General features: G+C 73.0%; 12 protein-coding genes. 8 read left to right on the plus strand and 4 right to left on the minus strand.

What is annotated here, in order from left to right:
• Positions 1-22: 22 nt before the first annotated feature.
• The 4 genes from AC1DE0_RS06705 to AC1DE0_RS06720 all read right to left on the minus strand — a co-directional run bounded on the left by AC1DE0_RS06705 (position 23) and on the right by AC1DE0_RS06720 (position 5639).
• Positions 23-2617 (minus strand): FHA domain-containing protein, encoded by a 2595-nt coding sequence (locus tag AC1DE0_RS06705; protein ID WP_478098482.1) that lies wholly within the window; start codon positions 2615-2617, stop codon positions 23-25.
• A 2-nt stretch (positions 2618-2619) separates the two neighbouring features.
• The gene (locus tag AC1DE0_RS06710; RefSeq protein WP_478098484.1) at positions 2620-3432 is read right to left on the minus strand and encodes a PP2C family protein-serine/threonine phosphatase; all 813 of its coding nucleotides are present in this window, start codon (positions 3430-3432) and stop codon (positions 2620-2622) included.
• Positions 3429-3926 (minus strand): hypothetical protein, encoded by a 498-nt coding sequence (locus tag AC1DE0_RS06715; protein ID WP_478098485.1) that lies wholly within the window; start codon positions 3924-3926, stop codon positions 3429-3431. The genes AC1DE0_RS06710 and AC1DE0_RS06715 overlap by 4 nt, the downstream gene beginning before the upstream one ends.
• A 213-nt stretch (positions 3927-4139) precedes the next feature.
• Positions 4140-5639, minus strand: a complete 1500-nt coding sequence (locus AC1DE0_RS06720; RefSeq protein WP_478098486.1) for a CCA tRNA nucleotidyltransferase — start codon at positions 5637-5639, stop codon at positions 4140-4142.
• 105 nt (positions 5640-5744) lie between these two features.
• Here AC1DE0_RS06720 and AC1DE0_RS06725 point away from each other — a divergent pair, with 105 nt between their 5' ends.
• The 8 genes from AC1DE0_RS06725 (at position 5745) to AC1DE0_RS06760 (ending at position 15388) form a co-directional block, all read left to right on the plus strand.
• Entirely contained in the window at positions 5745-6230 is a 486-nt protein-coding gene (locus tag AC1DE0_RS06725) for an NUDIX hydrolase (RefSeq protein WP_478098488.1), read from the plus strand.
• Positions 6231-6310: 80 nt separating this feature from the next.
• On the plus strand, positions 6311-8677 hold the full coding sequence (locus AC1DE0_RS06730) for a DUF6049 family protein (RefSeq protein WP_478098490.1): 2367 nt from the start codon (positions 6311-6313) through the stop codon (positions 8675-8677).
• Positions 8678-8731: 54 nt separating this feature from the next.
• On the plus strand, positions 8732-10708 hold the full coding sequence (locus tag AC1DE0_RS06735; RefSeq protein ID WP_478098492.1) for a protein kinase family protein: 1977 nt from the start codon (positions 8732-8734) through the stop codon (positions 10706-10708).
• Between the two features lie 34 nt (positions 10709-10742).
• Entirely contained in the window at positions 10743-11282 is a 540-nt protein-coding gene (gene sigM / locus AC1DE0_RS06740; RefSeq protein WP_478099557.1) for an RNA polymerase sigma factor SigM, read from the plus strand.
• A 209-nt stretch (positions 11283-11491) separates the two neighbouring features.
• The gene (locus tag AC1DE0_RS06745) at positions 11492-12313 is read left to right on the plus strand and encodes a hypothetical protein (protein WP_478098494.1); all 822 of its coding nucleotides are present in this window, start codon (positions 11492-11494) and stop codon (positions 12311-12313) included.
• A 230-nt stretch (positions 12314-12543) separates the two neighbouring features.
• A complete protein-coding gene (gene trxB, locus AC1DE0_RS06750; protein WP_478098496.1) occupies positions 12544-13578 on the plus strand; it encodes a thioredoxin-disulfide reductase in 1035 nt (344 codons plus the stop codon).
• An 88-nt stretch (positions 13579-13666) separates the two neighbouring features.
• Positions 13667-13990, plus strand: coding sequence for a thioredoxin (trxA, locus tag AC1DE0_RS06755; protein ID WP_223128242.1), 324 nt, complete (start codon positions 13667-13669; stop codon positions 13988-13990).
• 144 nt (positions 13991-14134) lie between these two features.
• Positions 14135-15388: an N-acetylmuramoyl-L-alanine amidase gene (locus tag AC1DE0_RS06760; RefSeq protein WP_478098499.1), complete on the plus strand. Its 1254-nt coding sequence runs from the start codon at positions 14135-14137 to the stop codon at positions 15386-15388.
• Positions 15389-15409 lie beyond the last annotated feature (21 nt).

The following is a 15409-nucleotide window of genomic DNA, read 5'->3' on the forward strand; positions in this document are numbered from 1 at the left end:
GTCGAGACGGTCGTACGCGTGGTCACGGGGCGGCCTCGAAGGTGAAGGAGACCTCGTCGGCCATCGACACGAGCGAACCCGGCTCGAGGACCTGCTGGTCGTTGGCGCGCAGGCGGACCGGTGCCTCGCCCGGGAGGGTGACGGTCGTGCCGTTCGTCGTGCCGAGGTCGCGGATGAGGACGTGCCAGCCCTCGAGGATCACCTCGACGTGGTTGCGCGAGACGTCGCGCTCGGGACTCGGCACCTTGACCACGTGCGGCCGGTCGTGTGCCGCGAGGCCGTCGCCGAGCTTGGGGGCACGGCCGAGCAGGACGCTGCGGTCGAGCGTCACGACGTCACCGGTCGACAGGCGCAGGACGCCGAGCGGCGGCCTCGGCATGGTGAACGGCTCCTGCGGTGGGATGCCGGCTGCGCAGACGCGGCACCGGTCGCTGTGCGGTGGCGTGGGGTGGCCGGCGGAGCACAGCACCGCGAGCACGCTCGGCCCGGAGAAGGTCTGGTTCTGCGCGGCGTTGCGCGCCTCGAGGAGGGCGCTGCGGTCGACCGTGAGCTCGCTCTCGTCGACGTCGTCCGACACGTGTGCCTCGTCGGCCTCGCTTGCGTACGCGGCCTGCGCGGCCGGGTGCGCCGGCTCGACGGGCGCGGGCGCCGTTGTAGGCGAAGGGTTTGCAGCAGCGGCCGGCGGACCATCGAGGGGCACGTCGAACGACGGCTCCGCGACGGCTGTCGACGGTGCCGGAGCCGAAGGCCCGGGCACCGGAGGCGTCGTCGCGATCGGCACCGTCGGTGGCGTGCGCAGCAACGGGGTCGCGTGCGGCGCCGCCCAGCTGTCCGGCTGGTCCGACACGGATTCGACGTCGCGAGGCGCGGGAGGCGGGCCGGTCGAGATCAGCGGCGTCGCCTCGGGCGCGCGGGCGCCGGGAGGCGGCGTGTGGAGCGGGGGCAGCAGGCTCGGGGCCGCCGGCGGCGTGTGCCTGCCGGAGAACGCCGGCACCTCGTCATCCTGCTTGGGTGCGGCCGGTGCCGAAGAGCTCGCCCACGGAACGGAGGAGATCAGACCCCCGTCGGGGACCTGTGGGGCCGACGGGACAGGTCGCTCGGGCACCTCCGGCGCGGGCGCGGCATTCGTGACGGCCGCGTCGGAGGTGTCGGCGACGGTGGGGACCGATAGCACCTCGTCGTCGTCGTTCGCGCCGTCCTCGTCGGTGGGCGCGGTCAGCTGGGCGAGGACCTTGCGGTGCTCGTCCGCTGCGGTCGTGTGCCCGAAGAGGTAGTCGTAGCTCGGCGCTGCCGGCTCACCGGCACCGTCGCCGCCGGGCTCTGCCTCTGGCCGCGCGGTCGAGCCGTTGGTGGATGGCGGAGCCGTCTGCGCGACCCGACCCGGGCGGGTGGGCGGAGCGGGCGTGACCCGTGGCTCCAGCGGTGCCTGCGTGGTCGGCGCATCGGCGTCGGGGACAGGACGTGCAGCCCACGTCGAGTCGACGTCCCGCTGCGGCGCGGACGGCAGGTCGGTCGCGACCGGCGCATCGGGTGCTGGTGCCGCCACCGACGGCACAGGCTCCGGCGCAGACGGTCTCTCCGGCGGCGCGACCTCGACCTGAGAAGGGATGGGTTCGGCTGCGTCCGAGGGGTTTTCAGCCGTCGCGGAGATTGTTTCTGCGCTGGACGGCGCCGGGGTGGCGGCCCGAACAGGTGCTGTCGGCGAGACCGAGCCCCACGACCTGAGCGCCGGGACGCTGCTCGGGTTCGGTTGCGAGACTACGGACTTGATCGCTTCGGGTGCGGAATCCGTTGGCGTGGGGTCTGATTCCACCCTGGGGCCAGCGACCTCGCTCGACGGCGTGGGCGTCTCGTCTCGTCGCGCCCAGCTGCGACCCCAGGTCGACGAGTTCGATCCGGCTGCCGCAACGGTGCCGTCGGTGGCCGCGGCACCGCTGAAGGTCGGGATGGAGGGGACCGGGGCCGGCGACGGCGGCTCGCCGGCCGCCGAGGTCGAGGTGTCCACGGCGGCCACCGGAGCGGGTTCGTCGTCCGCATCAGCGAGGTCTGCAGACGAGGGGGCGTTCGTCGAAACTGCTTGGGCCAAGGGCTCGCCCGCATCGACGGGGTCACTGCTGCCGATGCCGTCCGCGGTCGTGGCAGACGGTGCAGCTGCAGACGGTGCGCCGTCGGACGCTGGACCGTCCGAGGGCGCCGGGACCCCGGCGACGAGGTGCTGGGGCGGGGTGGGGTGCGATCGCTCGGACTCGTCGAGCACGCGCAGCACGACGCTCTCGGGGTGGTCGGGCAGCTCGAGGTCGGTCCAGACCCTCGCGCTCGGGGCACGCACGTCGTGCTCGCTGCCGTCGGCGAGGGTCACGAGCGCGGAGACGGGGCCGAAGGCGACGATGCGCGTGCGCGGCTGCCAGTGCACGCCGACGAAGTGGTGCGCCTTGCGCATGCCGCCGACGGTCAGCACCTCGACGACGTCGTCGAGGTCGCCACCGTCGGCCGCGTCGCTCGCGGCGAGCGTGCGCTCGTCGTCCTCGTCGAGGCCGATGAGCAGGTGCATGCCGGGGCCCCCGATGTGCGTCCACCCGTCGGGGGCCCGGTCAACCACAACGGACGGGCCACTCACGTCTACGACCTGCTCTCCCCTGATGAGCCGTTCACGTTCTCGCGCGGGGTGGTGTCCTCGTCGACGTCGGAGTCGGCGTCCTGCCCCTGCACCGCGACGACGATAGCAGTGACGTTGTCGTGACCCCCGGCCTCGACGGCCTGGCGCACGAGCTCGGCGGCCGCCTCGTCGGCATCGTGGTGCTCGGACAGCACGGCCTGCATCTGCTCGCGGGTCAGCTCGTTGGACAGCCCGTCGGAGCAGATCACGAAGACCTCGCCGGGATACGGCGGGAACACCCAGGTGTCGACGACGCCCATCGGGTCGCGGCCGAGCGAGCGCGTGACGACGTTGCGCCCGGGGTGGCGCTGCGCCTGCTCGGGGGTGATCAGGCCACGTTCGACGAGCTCCCACACCTCGGAGTGGTCGACGGTGACCTGTGACAGCTCGCCGTCGAGGCAGCGGTAGACGCGGGAGTCTCCGATGTTGAAGACGGCCCAGTGGCGCGACCCGCCGGCCGAGACGAGGGCGAGGCCGGCGACGGTGGTGCCCATGCCGGTCTGCTCCGGGTGGCGGGCGGCGGACCCGAGGATGCGGCGGTTGGCCTCGCCGACCTGCTCCACGATGTCGCGCACGTGCACCACCGGGCGGTCGGCGAGCTCGACGACCGACTCCGCGGCGATGTTGCTGGCCACCTCGCCGGCGGCGTGGCCACCCATGCCGTCGGCGACGACGTAGACGGTGCCCCGGGTGCGTGCCGAGTCCTCGTTGTGCCGCCGCACGCGTCCGACATCGGTGGCGACGCCGACGGTGATGGCGGGCAGGGTCGGGGTCATGCGCGGTCGCCCGTGACGTCCCAGGCCGTGACGCGAACCGTGGTCAGCACCTGCCGGATCAGCTCGTAGTCGGCCTCGGCCGACTCGCCCCCGACCGCACCGGTCAGCTGGACGAGGTGGGCGGCCGAACCAGAGGTCGCGGCGGCCACGTGGAAGAGGTTGGCCTGCAGCACCGTCTCGACGTCAGGGTCGGGCCAGGTGGCGTCGCACCCGACGAACTGGGCGTCACCGAGCTCGGCGGCATACGGCTCGGAGACGGCCCCGCCGCGCGAGGTGGCCATGGCGCGGAGCTGGTCGAGGGAGTCCTCGACCTGGAAGGCGGGCTCGCAGGGCTCGATGTTGACGACGACGTTGGGGGCGAAGGCTCCCTCTCGGGGCAGCCGGGCGGCCATGGTCGTGCCGGGCGCGTGCACCGGCTCCCACCCCTCGGGAACCTCGAGGGCCACCGACGGCTGGCCCGGGAAGTCGGCGCTCGGGTAGGCGAGGGTGCTCATGGCTCGATCCTTTCGGTCGTTCCCGCAGGGGTCGGGGACGGCGCGGTCAGTCAATCAAACACCTCGGGCGGTGTCAGGTCGGCCGAGCGCCGTCGCGGGCCGGTGGGGCGGGAACGACGGTGGGCCCGAGCGTACGGCCGTGTCGTCGGTGGCGCGATGGGGAGGACTCCCCTGACATATGCCGTCGTGCCCGGTCACGGGTGCGGTGCGCGTTCAGGCGGAAGGCTCGCGAGCCGCCCACCACGCCAGCAGCTTCTCGCGGGCGGCGTCCTTGCCGATCGGGCCGTCGTCGAGGCGGACCGAGAGGAGGAAGTCGTAGGCCTCGCCCAGCACCGGACCCGGCCGGATGCCGAGGGCCTCGGCGATCTCGTTGCCGTTGAGCTCGGGGCGGACGCTCGCGAGCTCCTCCTCGGCGGCCAGGCGCTCGATGCGCACCTCGAGGTCGTCGTAGGCGCGCGAGAGCCGCTGCGCCTTGCGGGCGTTGCGGGTGGTGCAGTCGGAACGCGTCAGCCGGTGCAGGCGCGTCAGCAGGGGGCCCGCGTCGGTGACGTAGCGCCGCACCGCGGAGTCGGTCCACTGCCCCTCGCCGTAGCCGTGGAAGCGCAGGTGCAGCTCGACGAGGCGCGCGACCTGCTTGGTCGTGTCCTTGTCGAAGCGCATCGCCTTCATCCGCTTGCTGGCCAGCTTGGCGCCGACGAGCTCGTGGTGGTGGAAGGAGACGCCGCCGCCGTCCTCGAACCTCCGGGTCGCCGGCTTGCCGATGTCGTGGAGCAGCGCCGCCAGGCGCAGCACGAGGTCGGGGCCGGGCACCGACTCGGCCGGGCCGTCGGCCGGACCCTCGAGGTCGATCGCCTGCTCGAGGACGATGAGCGAGTGCTCGTAGACGTCCTTGTGGCGGTGGTGCTCGTCGAGCTCGAGTCGCAGGGCGGGCAGCTCGGGCAGGAACACCTCGGCGAGGCCCGTGTCGACGAGCAGCGTGAGACCCAGCCGGGGAGCCGGGGAGAGCAGGAGCTTGGTGAACTCCTCGCGTACGCGTTCGGCCGAGATGATCGACAGCGTGCCCGCACGCTCGACCATGGCCGCACGCACCTCGGGCGCGACCTCGAAGCCGAGCTGCGAGGCGAAGCGGGCCGCCCGCATCATGCGGAGCGGGTCGTCGGCGAAGGACTCCTCCGGCGCGGCAGGGGTCATCAGCCGGCGGGCCACCAGGTCTGAGAGGCCGCCGTGCACGTCGACGAACTCGAGGCTCGGCAGCCGGATCGCCATCGCGTTGACCGTGAAGTCACGGCGCACGAGGTCGCCGCCCAGGTCGGCGCCGAACATCACCTCGGGCTTGCGAGAGGTGCGGTCGTAGGTGTCGGCCCGGTAGGTCGTGATCTCGATGACGTGGGTGCCCTTGCGCAGGCCGATGGTCCCGAACTCGCGACCGATGTCCCAGTGCGCGTCGGCCCAGCCGATGACGACCGCGAGGATCTGGTCGGGCTTCGCGTCGGTGGTCAGGTCAAGGTCGGGCGACACCCGGCCGAGGAACGCGTCACGGACCGGACCGCCGACGAGCGCGAGCTCGTGGCCGGCTTCCCTGAACCGGTCGCCCAGCTCGCTGAGCATCGGGAGCACGGGGGCGAGGCGGGCGACGGCCGCCCGCAGCAGCGGGAGGCCCGCCTCAGCCTGCTGCGCGGCCGCGGGGACGGTCGTGTCGGGTCGTTCTGGCACGCGCCCCAGCCTAGTGAGCCGCGACGGCCCGGCCGCGCCCCCGGCTGGCGCCCGGCTCTTCGCGACGACCCGGGCGGTTCGCCCTCGGCCCGTTATGGTGGCGATGTGAGCGCGCAGCCCGTCCCCACCCCCGTGCCGGGGAGGCGTCTGCCCGCCGTCGAGGAGCGGTCTGCCGGAGGCATCGTCGTGGACGTGCGCGAGGGCCTCGCCCTCATCGCGATCATCGCGCGCCGCAACCGGGCCGGCCGCATCGAGTGGTGCCTGCCCAAGGGCCACGTCGAGCCCGGCGAGACCCTCGTCGAGACCGCCGCACGCGAGGTCGCCGAGGAGACCGGGATCGTGGGGCGGGTGCTCATCGAGCTCGGCACGATCGACTACTGGTTCGCCACCTCCAACAAGCGGGTCCACAAGTTCGTGCACCACTACCTGCTCGAGATGACCGGTGGTGAGCTCTCCATCGAGAACGACCCCGACCACGAGGCCATCGACGTGGCCTGGATGCGGCTCGACGAGGTGCACCGCAGGCTGACCTTCCCCAACGAGCGCCGCATCGCACAGGCGGCGTGGAACCGGCTGGCGGGGACGGCGTGACCCGCCGAGGGTCGCGGCGTCCGGGAACGAGCGGGCGTCGCAGGACCCGCCTCGCTCGCCGGCTGGCTGGCACGGCGACCGTGCTGACAGCGCTCGCCATGACTGCCGGCGGCACGCTCGCGAGCGCCTCCCTGACCTCCCGTCCGTGGGAGGCCTCGCCGGCCGGCGCAAACGCCGCGTCCACGGGCCGCCCGACCGTGGTCCCCCGCGCCGTGACGCCGGCACGCGACGTCGCGGTGGTCGTGCTCGACTCGATGACTCCCGCTGTGGTCGGCCCGGGCACCGACGTCTCGATCACGGGCTCGGTCACGGCACCGCTCACCGGCCCCCTCACGGGTCCGAAGATGCAGGTCGTGCGCGGCGACGTCGTCGTCAACCAGCGCGCTGCGCTCGACGACTGGGCGTCCGGCCGCACCCCCGCGGCCGGCCCGACCATCGAGACCACGACCCTGCCCAACGTGGCGGCCGGCCAGACCCGAACCTTCACCGCCACCATCCCCTGGCGCCAGCTGCGCTCCGACGACGCGTTCGCGGCCGTTCCGATCTCGGTCGAGGTCGTGCAGCAGGGCGCCAGTCAGCCCACCGGGTCGACGCGGACCTTCGTGGCCTGGAACGCGCGCAAGGAGTACGTCCCGCTCAAGGTGGCCACCGTGGTTCCCGTGACGCTCGACCCCGACGTCAACCTCTTCTCGCGGGACGACAAGGCGCGCGAGAACGCGTGGCAGCGCGCCATCGGCAGCGGCTCACGGGTGGAGCGGATCCTCACCGGCACGCGCGGCACCCCGGTCACCCTGGCCGTCGACCCCGCGGTGCTCGGCACCGCCCCCGCAGGCAGTCAGGGCGGCACCGGAACACCGACGGGCGCACCGACGGGCACGGCGACCGGCACGTCGTCGCCGGGGTCCCCGGGCTCGACGGGCGCCACGCCCGGCAGCACGGCTGCGGGTGCGACCGGAACGCCGTCGCCCGCGAGCCCGACGGCCGGTACGACACCCGGTGGAACTCCCGGCACACCGCCGCCCGCCGGCACCACGGCGACCCCCACCGACCAGCCCACGCAGTCGCCGGCCACCCAGACCATCACGCGCCTCGGCGACGAGCTGGGCACCCAACTGAGAGGCCGCAGCGTCTGGGCGCTCCCCTACGCCGACGCCGACATCGCCGCCACCGTGGGTATCGATCCCCGGAACACCCTCGTGCGTGACCTCGTGAGCCGGGCGAGCACTCTCGCGACCCGCCTCGACCAGCCCGCGCGGGCTGACATCGTCTGGCCCGTCGACGGGCTCCTGCCCGTCGGCCGCGAGCAGGGTGTCAAGACGCTCCTCTCCGGCACGACGGTCAAGAACCCCGCCGGCATCGTCGTCAGCGCTCCCGCCGTGACCAGGCCGACGGCGTACACCCAGACCGCGCGGCGGGTCGCCGCCGGCGGGACCCGGCTGCTCGCGTACGACACGCGCCTGTCCGCCCTCCTGCCCAAGCGCACCGACCCCAGCCCCGTCCTGTCCGTGCAGCGGTACCTCGCCGAGACGCTCGTGCTCCTCGGCGAGCGCGCCGGCACGCCACGCTCGGTGCTCGTCGCAGCACCGCGCACCTACGACCCCGACGCCGCGGGCCTGGCCAGCTTCCTCTCCGCGACAGCGAGCGCACCGTGGCTCGAGACCGTCGACGCGGCGTCGCTGCTCACCGACAGCGGCACCGACAAAGCCGTGCCGCAGACGAGGCCGACGGCACCGGTCGCGTCGGCGGCGCCGAAGCCCGGGCTCGACGCGCGCCGCCTGGCGCGGATGGCCGCCCAGCGCGACACCCTGCTCAGCGTCTCGTCGGTGCTACGCGACGGCGAGGAGTTCGAGCGCACCTACCGTGAGGTGCTCGACGCGCTGGCGAGCAGTCGGTGGCGATGGAACCCGGCGGGGTGGGTCGCCCTGGCCAACTCGGTGGACGCCGACATCAAGGCCGCGACGAGCGCCATCCGCGTCGTACCGCGCACGAGCACCATCAACCTGCTCGCCGAGAACGGCACCCTGCGCATCACCGTGGAGAACGGCCTCGACTACACCGTCGACGGCATCCGCCTGCGACTGGTTCCCGACAACCCCCGCATCCGTGTCGTCGCCCAGCCCGACCCGATCTCGATCGGGCCCGAGTCACGCACCAACGTGCCCGTCGAGGTGGCCGCCGTGGCGGCCGGCCGCGCCCAGATCCGGGCCTTCCTCACCACTGCCGACGGCACGGTGATCGGCTCGCCCGCGACGATCCCCGTGTCGGCCAACCCGCTCGACGCCGCCATCTACTGGGTCGGTGGGGTCCTGGCCGGGCTCGTGCTGCTCGCCGGAGTGCTGCGCGCCGTGTTCAAGGGCACCTCACGCGTCGACGAGATCGCCGACATCGAGGCGCTCACCGCGGCACACCAGACGCTCGGCGATGCGGACGACAGGGATAGGCACTGACTCAGCCTAGGATGGGTGCCGAGCCACGCATCCACGCACACCAGGACGAGGAGGGTGACGCACGTGCAGGGAGTCGGACCTGGATCCGTCCTCGGCGGCCGCTATGCGGTGACGCTTCGCACCTCCGAGGGCACGCACCACGAGCGCTGGCGCGCCAACGACCACACCCTCGAGCGCGAGGTCGTGCTCGTCTGCTTCCCGTCGGCCTCGTCCGTCGCAGCGCCCGCCCTTGACGCTGCCCGTCGGGCCGCCGGCATCGAGGACCCTCGCCTCGTGCGCGTCCTCGACGTCGGCACCGACCGCGGCGTCGGGTTCATCGTCGAGGAGCCCCTGACGGGCGCCGTGCCCCTCTCGCACCTGCTGCAGGGCGGTGGCCTGTCGGCCGACGAGGTGCGGCGCCTCACCGGTGAGGCAGCGACCGCACTCGAGAAGGCCGGACACCGCGGGCTGCACCACCTGGCCCTGACGCCGAGCTCGCTGCTGCGCATGCCCGACGGCGCCGTCAAGGTGCGTGGGCTCGCCACCGAGGCCGCCCTCACCGACACCGACCGCCTGTCCGACGAGCGCGCCTCGCGGGCCGACGCCGTGGGTCTCGTCAAGATCGCGTATGCCGGCCTGACCGGTCGCTGGCCCATGGTGGCCGTCGACGACGGGCTGATCCCCGCTGGCGGCCAGGTCGGACTGGAGCCGGCCCCGACCATCGTCGGCGGGGTGGCCGCACCGTCCGAGATCGCCGTCGGCGTGCCGAACGACCTCGACCTCATCTGCCGCATGACGCTCGCGAGCGGACGCCGCGGGCCCGTGTCTCCCGGCGACCTCGCGCTCCAGATCGCCCCGTGGGCCAGCGAGCAGGCGACGTCCGACGGCGCGACCGGCATCGGGCTGCGCAACCGTGAGGAGCTCGAGCCCACCCGCGTCCTGCCCGCCGTCGGCGCAGGTGCTGCGGCCGTGGGTGCCGGAGCCGGCGCCTCGTCCGCCGCCGGTGTCGCGGGCGCCTCCCCCTCAGGCGATGCCGGCCAGACCGACACGATCTTCTTCGACAGCCTGTCCGACGAGCACCACGCCGGCTCGGTCGAGGCCCCCGAGCGACCTGCAGCCGCGGCGACCGAGCGGGGCGCCAGTGGCATCGCCGCCGGGGCTGCTGCTGCCGGTGCGGCAGCAGCCGGCGTCGCCAGCGTGATCGGCGACCGAGTCGGTTCGTTCGCCCGGGCAGCCGCCGACAAGGCTGCAGCACGTGCGGCCGAGCGCCGCTCGGCGCACGACGACGACTTCGACGGCGAGGAGATCGCCCTCGACGACGCTCTCGACGAGGCGCCCAGCACCCGTCTCGAGCCGCCGCTGCCGGTCTTCGGCCACGACGTGCCCGAGGCACCCAGCGGTGCCCAGTCGCGCATCGCCCTGGCCATCGTCGGCGTGCTCGTGCTCGTCGCCCTCGTCATCGGCATCCAGAACGTCGCAAAGATCGGACAGCACGACGGGCCCGTCAGTGCCGTCACCGTCACGAAGACACGCCCGCCCAGCGCCACCCAGGCGCCGAAGCCCAGCACCAGCCAGCCCCCGGCCGTCACGACCACCGCACCACCCGCGGCGGGTCCCGTGTCGATCGTCGGCGGCCGCGGCTTCGACCCCCAGGACGGCAACGAGGCCGACCAGAACGTCAAGCGCGTCTTCGACGGCAACCCCGGCGACGGCTGGCGCTCCCGCTGGTACGGCTCGGCGACCTACAACGGCGACAAGACGGGCCTCGGCGTGCTGCTCGACCTCAGCGCCCCCACCGTCGTCAAGCAGGTCGAGCTCGTGCTGCCCGCCCCCCAGGACGTCACGGTCTACGCCACCGACTCCGGCTCCACGAAGTCGCTCGACGGCGCCCAGGAGATCGGCTCGGCCACCGACGCCAACGGCACGGTGACGATCAAGGCGAACGGCCAGATCGGCCCCGCGAGCAAGATCATCGTCTTCATCACCAAGGCCGGTCCTGCCGAGTCAGACCGCCGCTACCGCGCGCAGATCAATGAAGTGACGGTGCGCTGACCGTGACCCCGGGGGTTGCCGCCCCGTTAGCGAGCTGAGCGACCGGGAGCTGCTCACGCTGCACGTCGCCGGTGACGACCATGCTTTCGCCGAGCTCTTCCGGCGCCACAAGGACCGCATGTGGGCGGTCGCGCTGCGCACGGTGCGCGACCCCGAGCTCGCCGCCGACTGCGTTCAGGACGGCTTCATCGCCGCCTTCCGTCGCGCCGAGTCGTTCCGCGGTGAGGCCGCGGTGACCACGTGGCTGCACCGCATCATCGTCAACGCCTGCCTCGACCGGCTGCGCCGCCGCAAGCCGACCACCGAGCTGCCCGAGTACGACCTCGCCGACCGGCACGACCACTACGCCTCCACCGAGGTGCGCCTCGACATCCAGGAGGCCCTGGCCAAGCTGCCCGAGGGGCAGCGGGCCGCCCTCGTGCTCGTCGACATGCACGCCGTCCCCGTCGCCGAGGCCGCCGTCATCCTCGGTGTCGCCGAGGGCACCATCAAGTCGCGCTGCGCGCGAGGCCGGGCCGCGCTGGCGCAGCACCTGGGACTCACTCCGGGCAGGCGCCCGGTCGACGACGACTGACGCCCGCCCACGGTCGCGGGCGAGCGGCAGCACCTCTGCCCCCGACGACGCTGCGTCGCCTTCCGATGGGCACGTCAGCGACGAACACCTCCGAAGGTGGTTGAATCCGCTGGAACCTCGATGGGTACAGGGACCGTCGAAGCCTCGGCGTGCGGCATACCTGCGCGCGCCGGCACGACCCCCGCACGCACTGCCCCGAAGGACCCTCCGTGGACGAGTCCGCGCACATCCCTGATCACGACCACGAGATCGACGACATCCCAGAGCCTCGGCTCGACCCCGATGTCGAGGCCCAGGTGACCGCCCTGCTGGCGGCGACACCCGACCCGGGACCCATGCCCGACCACGTCGAGGCGCGCATCTCCGCTGCCCTGCTCGATGCCGCACGGCTGCGGGTCGACCCCGGGCCGATGGCCAGTGACGACCGGGCCGACACAGCTGCCGGTGCCGGAGGCGGCCACACCGGAGCCGACGTCCTCGCCCTGCCGACACGGTCCGACGGGGCCAACCGGCCCAAGCCGATCTACCTCGTCGCCGCGGTCGCTGCCGCCGCGGCGGTCGTCGCCGTCGGTGCCTCGGCCCTGCACGTGACCAAGCGCCCCAACGGAGCCGCCATCGTCGGCGACACCCGCAGCTCGAGCGGCCAGACACCGACCTCGGGCGGATCCGCCGGCGGTGGGCTGCACATCCAGCTCAGCACGACGGCATACGACGGCGGCAACCTCGCCACCAGGGCGCGGGCGCTGCTCGACCGCCCGGGGCCACCCATCCGCGACCTCGCCGCCGAGTCCCCCGGCATCGGCCCCATCGCCACCCCGATCGGCCTCGAGGCCTGCCTCGAGGCCATCGGCGCACTCGACGCCACATTGCCCAGCCCCGATGCCGTGTCGGCCGACCTGGCCACGTTCGACGGCCGACCCGCCGTGGTCGTCGTCGTCACGCGTGCCGGCGCCAGCACCGCATGGGCCGTCGAGCGCAGCTGCAGCACCGGCACCCCCGGAGTCCTGAAGGACGCCACACCCGTCCCGTGAGCCCCACCAAGGGGCTCACACCACGTGCGTCCGCGCCGGCGGGGCGCCGGTCAGCGCGCCGACGGGCGAGGGAACAACCAACGCCTAGGATCGGTTGAGGCCTATGCGGCCCGGGACCCCAGTGGGCCGGCGCCAGCCGGTATTCCCGGGCATGGGTCGCGCGAGTGGGTGCGACCAGCTCGAGCGATCCAGAGCCGCACGACACGAGAGCTTTACGAGGAGCAGCCCACATGTCCGACGTCCGCAACGTCATCATCATCGGCTCCGGCCCGGCGGGCTACACCGCCGCGGTCTACGCCGCGCGCGCGAACCTCGCGCCCCTCGTCTTCGAGGGCGCCGTCACGGCCGGCGGTGCGCTGATGAACACGACCGATGTCGAGAACTTCCCGGGCTTCCAGGACGGCATCATGGGGCCGGACCTCATGGACAACATGCGCGCCCAGGCCGAGCGCTTCGGCGCCGAGCTCGTCACCGACGACGTCACTGCGGTCGACCTGACGGGCGAGATCAAGACGGTCACCGACGGCGAGGGCAACGTGCACCGTGCCAAGGCCGTCATCCTGTCGATGGGCTCGGCCTACCGCGAGCTCGGCCTGCCCCGCGAGAAGGAGCTGTCGGGTCACGGCGTCTCGTGGTGTGCCACGTGCGACGGCTTCTTCTTCCGCGACCAGGACATCGCGGTCGTCGGTGGCGGCGACTCCGCCATCGAGGAGGCGACGTTCCTCACCAAGTTCGCGCGCACCGTCACGATCATCCACCGGCGTGACGAGCTGCGCGCCAGCAAGATCATGGCCGACCGCGCACACGCCAACGACAAGATCCGCTTCGCCTGGAACTCCGAGGTCGCCGAGATCCACGGCGAGGGCAAGCTCTCGGGCGTCACGCTGCGCGACACCGACACGGGTGAGACCCGTGAGCTCGCGATCACGGGCCTGTTCGTCGCGATCGGCCACGACCCCCGCAACGAGCTGATCACCGGTGTGGTCGACACGGATGACGCCGGCTACGTGCTGGTCCAGGGCCGTTCCACCCGCACCAACCTGCCCGGTGTCTTCGCCTCCGGCGACCTCGTCGACCACACCTACCGCCAGGCCATCACGGCCGCCGGCTCCGGCTGCGCCGCCGCGCTCGACGCAGAGCACTACCTCGCCGCGCTCGAGGACACCTCCTCAGCGGCCGAGGCTGCTGCCGAGGCCGCGGCCATCGACGACACCGACTCGGGCGCGATCCCCGACGCACGCGCCACCGTCGGCGCCGACGCCTAGCCTCGGACCCGAGCCGCCAGATCCGCGCAACCACCCGCATCGCCCGCCCGCAACGCCCGCCCAAGCGCCAACCAGAGAAGGAACCTCCATGGCACTGAAGAACACGACCGACGCCACCTTCGCCGACGACGTCCTCATGAGCGAGAAGCCCGTGCTCGTCGACTTCTGGGCGACGTGGTGCGGCCCGTGCCGCAAGGTCGCCCCGATCCTCGAGGAGATCAACGAGCAGTACGGCGACAAGATCGAGGTCGTCAAGCTCGACACCGACGCCAACGTCGACACCGCCGCCCGCTACGGAGTCGTCTCGATCCCGACGCTCAACGTCTACGTCAAGGGCGAGGTCGTCAAGACCATCGTCGGCGCGCACCCGAAGCCGAAGCTGCTGCGCGAGCTGGAGGAGTTCATCGCCTGACCGCGACGACGAAGGGGTGGCCAACCGACACGGTGCCACCCCTTTCGCGTACTACGCTGCTGACGGCGCCCCGTCGCTCGTGTGGTGGCGCAGCCTCGCACAGCCATCCGCACCCCACCGGGAGACCTCCCAGAAGGAGCCGAGATGACCCCTCCACCGACCGTCGTGCTCCGGCGCGGAGACGCCGGGCCCGCTGTGGCGGCCGTCTGCGAGCGGCTCGTCCTCTCGGGTGACCTGCCGGGCGCGCACGGCGCCACCGACGCGCACGGCCAGCCCGTCTTCGACGAGCGGGTCGAGCACGCCGTCAAGTCGTTCCAGCAGCGTCGCGGCCTCATCGTCGACGGGGTCGTCGGGCAGTCGACGTATGCCGTGCTCGACGGCGCCCGCTGGGCGCTCGGTGACCGAGTGCTGCGCTACGTGCCCGGACACTTCGTCGAGGGTGACGACGTCGTGACGCTCCAGGGGCGTCTCGCCGAGCTCGGCTTCACGCCCGGCAAGGTCGACGGCCTGCACGGGCCCGCCACCGACGCGGCGCTGCGCGCGTTCCAGGCCGCCGTCGGTCTCACACCCGACGGCACCGCCGGCCCCGAGACGATGCGGGCCTTCGCCGGGCTGCGCCGCTCCGTCAGCGGAGGTTCCGCCAACGCCCTGCGGGAGCGCGAGCACCTGCGCCGCAGCGGCTTCAGCCTGAGCGGTCGCACGATCGTGCTCGATGCCGGGCACGGGGGTGGCGACGCCGGCGCCGAGGGCCGCAACGGACTGGTCGAGGCACGTCTCGCCCTCGACCTCGCCCGACGCATCGAGGGGCGCCTGTCGGCGCACGGTGTCAGCGTCGTGTTCACCCGCACCGAGACCACCGACGGCGGCAACGACGAGGACCGCGCCGCGTTCGCCAACTCGTGCGACGCCGACCTCGTGCTGTCGCTGCACACCGACCACTCCGACTCCGGCTCGGCGCACGGGGCCGCGACCTACTTCTACGGCCACCCCGACAACGTCAAGCACAGCGACTGGTCCGTCATCGGCGAGAGCTTCGCCGACCTGCTGCTTCGCGAGGTGGTCGCCCGCACCGGCCTCACCGACTGCCGGTCCCACGCCCGCACCTGGCCCCTGCTGCGCCGCACCCGGATGCCGGCCGTGCGTCTCGACTTCGGCTACCTCAGCCACGACGGAGACGCCCGGGCCCTGTCGCAGGGGCACACCCTCGACCACGTGGCTGAGGCCGTCGTCGTCGCGCTCCAGCGCGTCTACCTCGGTGAGGCCGACACCGCCCGCACGGGCGTGCTGCGCCTGGACGACCTGCGTCGCCACCTCGAGTCGATGCGTGCCGCCCAGGCGAGCACTGTGGACAGGGTGGACAGCGTGGGCAGCGTGGGGAGCGACCGCACCGTCGGCTGACGCTCGCGGCGCATCACCGGC

It is taken from the genome of Terrabacter sp. 05T424, assembly GCF_056396225.1.